Here is a 9,572-nt window from a genome sequence, read left to right on the forward strand (position 1 = left end):
TAAGTCATATGCATAAAAAAAGGCGGATAAAGATCCACCTTTTTTTGCCCCAAATCTACCATGAACTTAACCTACTTATGCTATGGTTTAATAAAGATAAGATGAATGTTGGTTGTATATAAAAGTTTTGGATGAAATACCTGAAAATTAGACAAGTAGCTTGAAATAATTAGTTGTTTAAGCAGTAGGTAGAAGATTTAAACAAGCTAATCTTCAGTTATATGCATAAAAAAAGGTGGAATGAATCCACCTTTTTTTGCCCCAAATCTACCATGAACTTAACCTACTTATGCTATGGTCTAATAAATATAGTTCGAATGTTCGTTGCAAATCAATCTTTTAGATGAAATGCGTTAAAAATAGTTAATTGGCTTAATAACAGAAAAATGTAGGTGGTTACCACCTCGAGAAATTTACCGACCGGACATAAAAAAAGGCGGAATGAATCCACCTTTTTTTGCCCCAAATCTACCATGAACTTAACCTACTTATGTTATGGCATGGTACTAATGTAGATAGATAAAACCTAGCTACAAATATTATTAGACCAAATGCATATTTACTAGTTGAAGAGCTATTTAGTATGCTCTTTCTGTATTTCCTTCATAGAAATTAATAAATGCCCGGTTTACTACACGGTTCCCGCCAGCAGTAGGATAGTCACCGGTAAAGTACCAGTCACCCAGGTTTTTCGGACAGGCTTTATGTAAGTTTTCTACCGTCTGGTAAATGATCTTCACGTCAGCATTTACATCAGTATCACATAATAATTCAGAGATCTTGTCAGAGATCTGTTCATTAGTAAATGGATCATATATTTCCTTGACGAAGTTCTGCACTTCAGCATCATCCAGATCTACCTGCTGCTTACATTTCACATAAACCTTTTCTACGATCTCATATTGGTCAGATTCCTTCAACAGCTCCAATGCGGCTCTAAAGGCAACAAGATCTTCCAGCCTGGCCATGTCAATTCCATAACAATCTGGATATCGTATTTGAGGAGCAGAAGAAACCACAACGATCTTCTTCGGTTTAAGCCTGTCCATCATTTTAATGATGCTTTTCTTCAGCGTAGTTCCGCGAACAATACTATCATCGATGATAACCAGGTTATCGTCGGGTTTTACCACGCCGTAAGTCACATCATAAACATGGGCCACGAGGTCATCTCTGCTGCTGTCTTCAGTAATAAAGGTTCGTAATTTTACATCCTTGATCGCGATCTTTTCAGTTCTTAACCTGTGCGATAAAATTCCCTGCAGCCTGGCGTCAGTTAGACTTTCCTTTTCCTCGAGGATGGCTTCATTCTTCTGTTTGTTGAGCTCATCCTGAGCCGCTTCCACCATTCCGTAGAAAGAAGTTTCCGCAGTATTAGGGATAAATGAGAAAACAGTTTTTAAGGTATCATGTTCAATACTTTTCAATACATCTGGCATGAGTAATCTACCAAGCATTTTACGCTCTTCATAAATTTCAGCATCACTACCACGGGAAAAATAGATCCTTTCAAAAGAACAGGCCTTTCGTTCCAGAGGTTTAAGGATCTCGGTAATATTTACCTCTCCGCTTTTTTTAGTGATGATCGCGTTCCCAGGAGGTAATTCGTGAACATCATCAAAATCTACATTGAAAACTGTTTGAATCACAGGTCTTTCTGAAGCTACCACAACCACTTCATCATCCTTATAATAATATGCGGGACGAATCCCTGCAGGATCCCGAAGTACGAAGGAATCACCGTGACCAATCATCCCTGCCATGGCATAACCACCATCCCAGTTCTTTGAAGACTTTCTCAGGATCTTCGCCACGTCAAGCTGCTCTGCGATATGTGGAGAAGCCTGCTTCTTGGAAAAACCTTCTTTCTTAAGTTTCTTGTATAATTTTCTTACTTCTGAATCCAGGAAGTGACCAATCTTTTCCATCACCGTCACAGTGTCTGCACGTTCTTTTGGATGTTGTCCAAGTTCTACAAGATTATCGAACAACTGGTTTACATTAGTCATGTTAAAATTCCCGGCAACTATAAGATTACGGTGCATCCAGTTGTTCTGTCTCAGGAATGGGTGTACGCTTTCTATACTATTCTTTCCGAAGGTTCCGTAGCGAACATGACCCAGGAAAACCTCACCCAGGTAAGGTATATATTTCTTCTGAAGTTCAGTGTTTTCTGCATACTCAGGATTTGCCAGGATCTCATCATTGATCCTTTGATTGATCTGTTCAAAAATATCCTGAATTGGCTGTGCAGCATTAGACCTTACGCGACTAATGTAACGCTCACCCGGTGCTGTATTCAATTTGATACTGGCAAAACCTGCACCATCCTGACCACGGTTGTGCTGTTTCTCCATAAGCAGGTACATTTTGTTTACACCATAGAAGGCGGTACCATACTTCTTTTTATAGTAATCTAATGGTTTAAGAAGCCTTATCTGTGCAATTCCACATTCGTGTTTGATAGCGTCACTCATAGGGTCTTATCTGGAATTTGTTGTGTTGTTGTTTATGTCACAAAAAAAGCCCTGAAATTACAGGGCGTGTTTTACTAGTCTAATTTTGTTTCAAAGTGTGTTAACTTCTTGAAATCGTGAAGCCTTTCATTCACTTCCTCGCGAGTTAATTTCTGCATTCGCTCAGTACCAAATTTTTCAACGCAGAAGGAGGCGAGATTGGATCCATAGATAACTGCATTCTTCATGTTCTCAAAAGAAATGTCATTCGTTCTGGCAAGATACCCAATAAAACCACCAGCAAAGGTGTCACCAGCGCCAGTTGGATCAAAGACTTCTTCCAGGGGAAGGGCAGGAGCATGGAAGATCTGATCTTCATGAAAAAGCAGCGCTCCATGTTCTCCTTTTTTGATCACAATATATTTAGGACCCATTTCAGCGATCTTTCTGGCAGCTTTCACCAGAGAGTATTCGCCTGAAAGTTGTCTTGCTTCTTCATCATTGATGGTGATCACATCTACTTTAGCAATAACTTTATCAAGCTCTTCAGGAGTGTTATCCATCCAGAAATTCATGGTATCAAGAACCACCAACTTAGGATTTTCAATCTGTTCTAAAACACTTAATTGCACTAGCGGATGTAGATTCCCGAGCATTACGTATTCAGCGTCCTTATAATTTTCAGGAACTACTGGCTGAAAATCTGCCAGTACATTCAATTGCGTGTCCAGGGTATCCCTGCTATTTAAGTCATTATGGTAACGACCACTCCAGAAGAATGTTTTACCGCCTTTTACAACTTCGATCCCTTCAATATCGATCTTATTGTTTTTCATAAGGTCAAGGTATTCCTGGGGGAAATCATCTCCCACCACAGATACCACTGCGCTGTCTATATCGAAATTGGCTGCAGACAGGCCTATATAAGTTCCTGCTCCACCTAAAATTTTATCTGTTTTTCCAAAAGGAGTTTCAATAGCATCAAAAGCTACAGTTCCTACAATAAGTAATTTACTCATAACGGGTTTTAAATTGTCGCTGCAAATATACAGTTTGTTTTCCAAGCTGTAAACCTGATTGCCAGGTTCAATTGTTAAGCTTTATAACCATCGTCTGCAGGAAGGTCCTTTCCTTTGGAGGCCATTACTGCCAGTGCATCACAACGCTCATTCTGTGGATGATCATTATGTCCTTTGATCCACTGGAACTCAACTTTATGTCTTCGGAAGACCTTAAGAAAAGCTTTCCAGAGATCAGCATTTTTTCGATTTACAAAATTTTTCTTTTCCCAGCCGAAGATCCAGCCTTTGTTCACGGCATCTGAAACATAGCGGGAATCTGTAAAAACTTTAGCGGGTGTTCCGGGTGTTTTTAATTTGCTCAAGGCGACGATCACAGCCATAAGTTCCATCCTGTTGTTGGTAGTAAGTTTAAAACCCTGAGCGAATTCTTTCTGGTACGGTTTGCCTACCCATTCCATCACGATACCGAAACCACCGGGACCTGGATTGCCCCTAGCAGCACCATCTGTATAAATATGCACCTTTGGTGTAATCACTTCATTTATTTTTGCAGGAGTTGCTGGATCACTTCCGGGAAGTGCTTGTATTCCAGCGCATGAATTTTTGTGGCAAGACTTTCTGGGGTATCTTCCGCAGTAATTGGAGTGGTGGCTTGGAAAATGATATTTCCTTCATCATAACGTTCATTTACATAGTGAATACTAATGCCACTTTCTTTTTCTTTTTTCTCTATGACTGCCTCATGAACTTTATTTCCATACATACCTTTGCCACCAAATTTAGGTAGTAGCGCGGGATGAATATTGATGATACGATCTGGGAATTCAGCAATAATCTTGGATGGGAACAGCCATAGAAAACCTGCCAGAACAATAAGATCTGGATTCATATCTACCAGAATATGAAGTACTTCATTGGTCTGGTAGAATGAATTTCTGTCAAAATGCAAGGCTTTTACCTGTAGGTCATACGCTCTTTTTAAAGCGCCGGCGTATTTTTTATTGGAGAATACCGCTAATACGCTGGTATCACTGGATTCCTGAAAGTACCTGATAATATTCTCGGCGTTCGTACCGGAGCCTGAAGCAAAAATGACAATCTTCTTTCTGGTCGTATTTCTTTTGTCACTCAAAATAAGGCTGTTAACAATTATTAGGATGTAAAATTAACTGCTTTGAGTGAATTTATGTAAATTACCATCACATTTTTGGAGTAAAAATCGGTTTTAAAATAAAAGTTTTTATTTTTGCCACCTAATCAAAATTAAAATAAAAAATTATGTCAGACATTGCATCAAGAGTAAAAGCTATAATCGTTGACAAATTAGGAGTTGACGAGAATGAAGTTGTAAACGAAGCCAGCTTCACCAACGACTTGGGTGCTGATTCACTAGACACAGTTGAATTGATCATGGAATTCGAAAAAGAATTCGACATTCAGATTCCAGACGATCAGGCAGAAAACATTGCAACTGTAGGTCAGGCAATTTCATATATCGAAGACGCTAAAAAATAAATCATAGACACCATATGGAGTTGAAGCGAGTAGTAGTTACAGGCCTTGGAGCCTTAACCCCAATTGGTAACAATTTAGAGGAATATTGGGAAGGACTTAAAAGTGGAAAAAGTGGTAGCGCGCCTATCACTTATTTTGATACTGAAAAGTTCAAGACTAAATTCGCATGTGAACTCAAAAATTTTAATCCTTTAGATCATTTTGATCGCAAGGAGGCCCGAAAACTTGATAGGTTCGCTCAGTATGCAATGGTATCTGCAGACGAAGCTATCGAGGATTCTGGTATAGACCTTGAAACGGTAGACAAATATCGCGTTGGCGTTATTTGGGGTGCCGGCATAGGTGGACTGGAAACTTTCCAGAATGAAGTCATTAACTTCGCTGAAGGTGATGGTACTCCAAGATTCAATCCTTTCTTTATTCCGAAGATGATAGCAGATATTGCCCCGGGTAATATTTCTATCAAGCACGGATTTATGGGAGCAAATTATACTACAGTATCGGCATGTGCATCGTCTGCAAACGCAATGATAGACGCACTTAACAACATTAGGTTGGGATACAGTGATGTAATTGTTTCAGGAGGATCTGAAGCTGCTGTGACACTGGCAGGAATGGGTGGATTTAACGCAATGCATGCCCTTTCTACCCGAAACGAAAGCCCGGAGACAGCATCAAGACCATTCGATTCCACAAGGGACGGATTTGTTCTTGGCGAAGGAGCTGGAGCTCTTATTCTAGAAGAATATGAGCACGCTAAAGCAAGAGGAGCTAAGATTTATGCTGAATTGCTTGGCGGTGGTCTTTCTTCAGACGCTTATCACATGACTGCTCCGCATCCGGAAGGAGATGGAGTTGTTGCTGTAATGAAAAACTGCCTTAAGAATGCAGGTTTAAAACCAGAGGACGTAGATGTGATCAATACACATGGTACTTCTACGCCACTTGGGGATGTAGCTGAACTAAAGGCTATTTCCAAGGTATTTGGAGATCATGCTAAGAACATGAATATTAATTCAACGAAATCAATGACCGGTCACCTTCTTGGTGCTGCTGGAGCCATTGAAGCAATTGCGTCGATACTTTCAATGAAATATAGTTTGATCCCGCCTACCATCAACCATGAGAACATTGATGAAAATATTGATCCTGAACTTAATCTAACCCTGAACAAAGCTCAGGAAAGAGAAGTCAAGATCGCTATGAGTAACACGTTTGGTTTTGGAGGTCATAATGCCTGTGTAGTATTTAAAAAATTAGACGAATAGACCATGAGCGTCATTCGTAACATATTAAATTCCCGCTCTTATAAAGGCGGGAATTTTTTTAATATCCTAACTCAAATCCTGGGTTTTAAACCAAAGACACTTTCTCCATATAAAAAGGCATTTACCCATCGCTCTCTTAATCGAAGAGATGAAGATGGTAATGCCATCAACTTTGAACGACTGGAATTTCTTGGCGATGCCATGCTGAGTGCGGTGGTCGCTTCTCATTTGTTTAGAGCAGTTCCCGGCGGTAATGAAGGCTATCTTACTAAAATGCGTTCCAAGGTGGTGAGTCGTAAGCACCTGAATGAACTAGGGAAAGACCTGGGTCTTATCGAACATGTTCAAACCAATATCCCTGTCACTCAATTTGGAGTGAATATTCATGGAAACCTGTTTGAAGCTCTCGTTGGTGCTATTTATCTTGATAGAGGTTATAAATATTGTGAACGCTTCATTTACGAGCGAGTGATAGATCCATATGTGGATATAGAACAACTGGAAGGAAAAGTAATTAGCTATAAAAGCCTGGTAATAGAATGGTGCCAGAAGGAAAAGAAGGAATTTGATTTCGAAGTCTACGAGGATACCGGGAATGATGAACTTAAACATTTCGCGGTAAAACTCCGAATTGAAAATCGGGTGGTAGCTAAGGCCAGGGCAACTTCAAAAAAGAAAGCTGAAGAGAAAGCATCGAAACGCGCTTACTACGCACTTCAAACTAAAATAAAATAATTTGCGAAATTAACGTAAACTATAACGTTTTCGTAGAAAATTATGAATTTTAGACCCCTAATATCTTCATTTCAGCAATGATATATTATCTTTAACCTAAATTCCGAATTTGTGCTTATGCATAAGGAACTGCTTGAGTTTGAAGATGAGAGCTTTCAATTGATCGCGATCTACTCTTCTTTAGAGGGGTATAGAATGGCTTATTTAATCAATAAGAATTTGCGAACAAAGCTGGAGAGAGAGGCAACAGACATTGATTTTAATCATTCTGAATATCACGCCTTTTATGCTCTTTACTCTTTCAAAGATCCAAAAGCTTACTACAGCGTTGAACTGGTTACCAATAAGTTCAAGGGAGAACCGAAAAGGATTCTAAGTACAGGTTCCCTTTTTAATGAGGAAAAGTTCAGTTCAAAAGAAATTAACCTTATATCTGAATATAGTAAAGTTGATTTTTTTCTTAAGATAAGCGAGGAAATTCTACCTAAAGAATTCATCAGGATTCTGAACAAGATTAATCAAATTCCAGGAGTACAGGCAGCTTACGCTATAGAAGTGGATAAGCTGAAGAACAAACAAAATCTAATTTTCGAATAATGCCGACCAACAAGAAAACCAAAATAGTTGCCACACTGGGCCCTGCAACCAGTAGCAAAGATACTTTAAAGAGAATGTTGCAGGAAGGTGTCAACGTATTTCGTATCAACTTTTCACATGCAGATTATGAAGATGTGAAAGAACGGGTGCAGATGATTAGAGAACTTAACGAGGAAGAAGGTTTCAATGCCGCGATCCTTGCCGATCTTCAGGGTCCAAAACTTCGAGTAGGAGTCATGAAGGAGGAAGTAGTGGTTTCTGAAGGTGACCAGATCACGTTTGTAACTGGAAAACCTTTCAAAGGCACTTCTGAACGGGTGTACATGAACTACGAAACTTTTCCGCAGGATGTTAAAGCTGGGGAAAGAATACTGCTGGATGATGGAAAACTGATCTTCGAAGTGGTTAAAACCAACAAGAAAGATGAGGTTACTACCAAGGTTATCCAGGGTGGACCATTAAAATCAAAAAAAGGTGTAAACCTTCCAAATACAAATATCTCTTTGCCTGCGCTTACAGAGAAAGATGTCAAGGATGCCAAATTTGCCTGCGAACTTGCTGTGGACTGGATGGCACTTTCTTTTGTTAGACATGCTGAAGATCTTATGGAACTTCAGAAATTGATCAATGAGCATTCAGAATTCAAAATTCCGATCGTTGCGAAGATCGAAAAACCTGAAGGTGTTGAAAATATAGATAAAATCGTTGCTTATTGTGACGGATTGATGGTTGCGCGTGGTGATCTTGGTGTGGAAATTCCTGCTCAGGAAGTCCCTTTAATTCAGAAGAAACTGGTACTTACAGCTAAAAAAGCACGAATCCCGGTGATCATCGCAACTCAAATGATGGAAACCATGATCACGAGCCTTACGCCTACCAGAGCAGAAGTGAACGATGTTGCGAATTCGGTAATGGATGGAGCAGATGCGGTGATGCTTTCCGGAGAAACTTCCGTAGGACAATATCCGGTACAGGTCATTCAGAAAATGGCGCAGATCCTGGAAAGTGTAGAGAATTCTCCACTTATTAAGGTGCCACACGAACCACCGCACGTAAGAACGAAAAGATATATTACTAAAGCTGTTTGTTATCATGCAGCGCACATGGCTAACGAGATCAAGGCTAAAGCAATCTGTACGTTAACTAATAGTGGTTATACGGCATTCCAGATCTCTGCATGGAGACCAGAAGCTCATATTCTTGTATTTACATCGAACAGAAGGATTCTTAACCAACTGAGCCTCTTGTGGGGTGTGAAAGCTTTCTTCTACGATAAGTTCGTGAGTACAGATGAAACTATTGACGATATTAACGATATGGCGAAACAATATAAATTCGTGGAAATTGGAGACTTTACGATTAACCTTGCCGCAATGCCAATTACCGCTAAGGGAATGGTGAATACGCTAAGAGTTTCTGAAATAGAATAGAACCTTTCAAGTTTAGATATAACGACCGGGTATCTGCAAAAGCAGGTATCCGGTTTTTTAATGGTGAAAATATCGGTCACCGATATCCAGATCTTCCCGAACAAGAATATCTTTGATCAATCTACTCTTATTTCCGTATTGATTATGCCTGAATACAACCTCTAGTGTGTCCATAGTTAACTTCAGGATCTTGAAGTCTTTGTATTATTTACTGGTACTTAGGAGTTCGGGAATTTGCGGACTCGTAATTCGCGGCACTATATTAAAAACTGTGTAAGTATTGAATAACGGGGTTTGTTAGCCCCGTTATTTTTTTAACCTTGCCTGCAAAATCCAGGCACTAATATTTACACATTGATGAAAAAAGAAGATCTATTCGATGATGAGTTTTTAAAACAGTTTAAATCCGGAGAAGAACTTAGCAGCTTTCTCAAGCAACTTCAAAAACGAGGATTAGAGAAAATGCTTGAAGGTGAACTTGATGGCCATCTGGATTACGACAAGAACCAAAAGTCTGGATCTGGAAATACCAGGAACGGTTATTCTCAG

General features: G+C 39.6%; 9 protein-coding genes and 1 pseudogene. 6 read left to right on the top strand and 4 right to left on the bottom strand.

From position 1 onward, the window contains the following. Positions 1 to 578: 578 nt before the first annotated feature. The 4 genes from ACSHZO_RS08090 to purN form a co-directional block, all read right to left on the bottom strand. Entirely contained in the window at positions 579 to 2,477 is a 1,899-nt protein-coding gene (locus ACSHZO_RS08090) for an amidophosphoribosyltransferase (protein WP_298246973.1), read from the bottom strand. 74 nt (positions 2,478 to 2,551) lie between these two features. Beyond that, positions 2,552 to 3,475, bottom strand: coding sequence for a PfkB family carbohydrate kinase (locus ACSHZO_RS08095; RefSeq protein WP_026913785.1), 924 nt, complete (start codon positions 3,473 to 3,475; stop codon positions 2,552 to 2,554). A 74-nt stretch (positions 3,476 to 3,549) separates the two neighbouring features. Beyond that, positions 3,550 to 4,014, bottom strand: a complete 465-nt coding sequence (gene rnhA / locus ACSHZO_RS08100) for a ribonuclease HI (RefSeq protein ID WP_026913786.1) — start codon at positions 4,012 to 4,014, stop codon at positions 3,550 to 3,552. Between the two features lie 5 nt (positions 4,015 to 4,019). Beyond that, the gene (gene purN, locus ACSHZO_RS08105) at positions 4,020 to 4,610 is read right to left on the bottom strand and encodes a phosphoribosylglycinamide formyltransferase (protein WP_298246974.1); all 591 of its coding nucleotides are present in this window, start codon (positions 4,608 to 4,610) and stop codon (positions 4,020 to 4,022) included. A gap of 146 nt (positions 4,611 to 4,756) precedes the next feature. On the opposite strand from purN, the gene ACSHZO_RS08110 reads away from it, so the two are divergent. The 6 genes and pseudogenes from ACSHZO_RS08110 to ACSHZO_RS08135 all read left to right on the top strand — a co-directional run. Continuing rightward, positions 4,757 to 4,993, top strand: coding sequence for an acyl carrier protein (locus ACSHZO_RS08110; RefSeq protein WP_013069791.1), 237 nt, complete (start codon positions 4,757 to 4,759; stop codon positions 4,991 to 4,993). Positions 4,994 to 5,007: 14 nt separating this feature from the next. Further along, positions 5,008 to 6,261 (top strand): beta-ketoacyl-ACP synthase II, encoded by a 1,254-nt coding sequence (gene fabF, locus ACSHZO_RS08115; RefSeq protein ID WP_295181744.1) that lies wholly within the window; start codon positions 5,008 to 5,010, stop codon positions 6,259 to 6,261. A gap of 3 nt (positions 6,262 to 6,264) precedes the next feature. Beyond that, on the top strand, positions 6,265 to 6,996 hold the full coding sequence (rnc, locus tag ACSHZO_RS08120; RefSeq protein WP_141876290.1) for a ribonuclease III: 732 nt from the start codon (positions 6,265 to 6,267) through the stop codon (positions 6,994 to 6,996). A 117-nt stretch (positions 6,997 to 7,113) separates the two neighbouring features. Then, positions 7,114 to 7,593: an IPExxxVDY family protein gene (locus ACSHZO_RS08125; protein WP_298246975.1), complete on the top strand. Its 480-nt coding sequence runs from the start codon at positions 7,114 to 7,116 to the stop codon at positions 7,591 to 7,593. Further along, positions 7,593 to 9,023 (top strand): pyruvate kinase, encoded by a 1,431-nt coding sequence (pyk, locus tag ACSHZO_RS08130; protein ID WP_298246976.1) that lies wholly within the window; start codon positions 7,593 to 7,595, stop codon positions 9,021 to 9,023. The genes ACSHZO_RS08125 and pyk overlap by 1 nt, the downstream gene beginning before the upstream one ends. 357 nt (positions 9,024 to 9,380) lie before the next feature. Then, positions 9,381 to 9,572: pseudogene (locus tag ACSHZO_RS08135) on the top strand (IS256 family transposase); the annotation flags it as partial.

The organism is Christiangramia sp. 3-2217-3z, from assembly GCF_051195275.1.
Lineage (GTDB): Bacteria > Bacteroidota > Bacteroidia > Flavobacteriales > Flavobacteriaceae > Christiangramia > Christiangramia marina.

Excerpts from the sequence above, each read along its gene's own strand:
- ACSHZO_RS08090 (WP_298246973.1), bottom strand. The coding sequence starts at position 2,477 with ATGAGTGACGCTATCAAACACGAATGTGGAATTGCACAGATAAGGCTT.
- ACSHZO_RS08095 (WP_026913785.1), bottom strand. The coding sequence starts at position 3,475 with ATGAGTAAATTACTTATTGTAGGAACTGTAGCTTTTGATGCTATTGAA.
- ACSHZO_RS08110 (WP_013069791.1), top strand. The coding sequence starts at position 4,757 with ATGTCAGACATTGCATCAAGAGTAAAAGCTATAATCGTTGACAAATTA.
- fabF (WP_295181744.1), top strand. The coding sequence starts at position 5,008 with ATGGAGTTGAAGCGAGTAGTAGTTACAGGCCTTGGAGCCTTAACCCCA.
- rnc (WP_141876290.1), top strand. The coding sequence starts at position 6,265 with ATGAGCGTCATTCGTAACATATTAAATTCCCGCTCTTATAAAGGCGGG.
- ACSHZO_RS08125 (WP_298246975.1), top strand. The coding sequence starts at position 7,114 with ATGCATAAGGAACTGCTTGAGTTTGAAGATGAGAGCTTTCAATTGATC.
- pyk (WP_298246976.1), top strand. The coding sequence starts at position 7,593 with ATGCCGACCAACAAGAAAACCAAAATAGTTGCCACACTGGGCCCTGCA.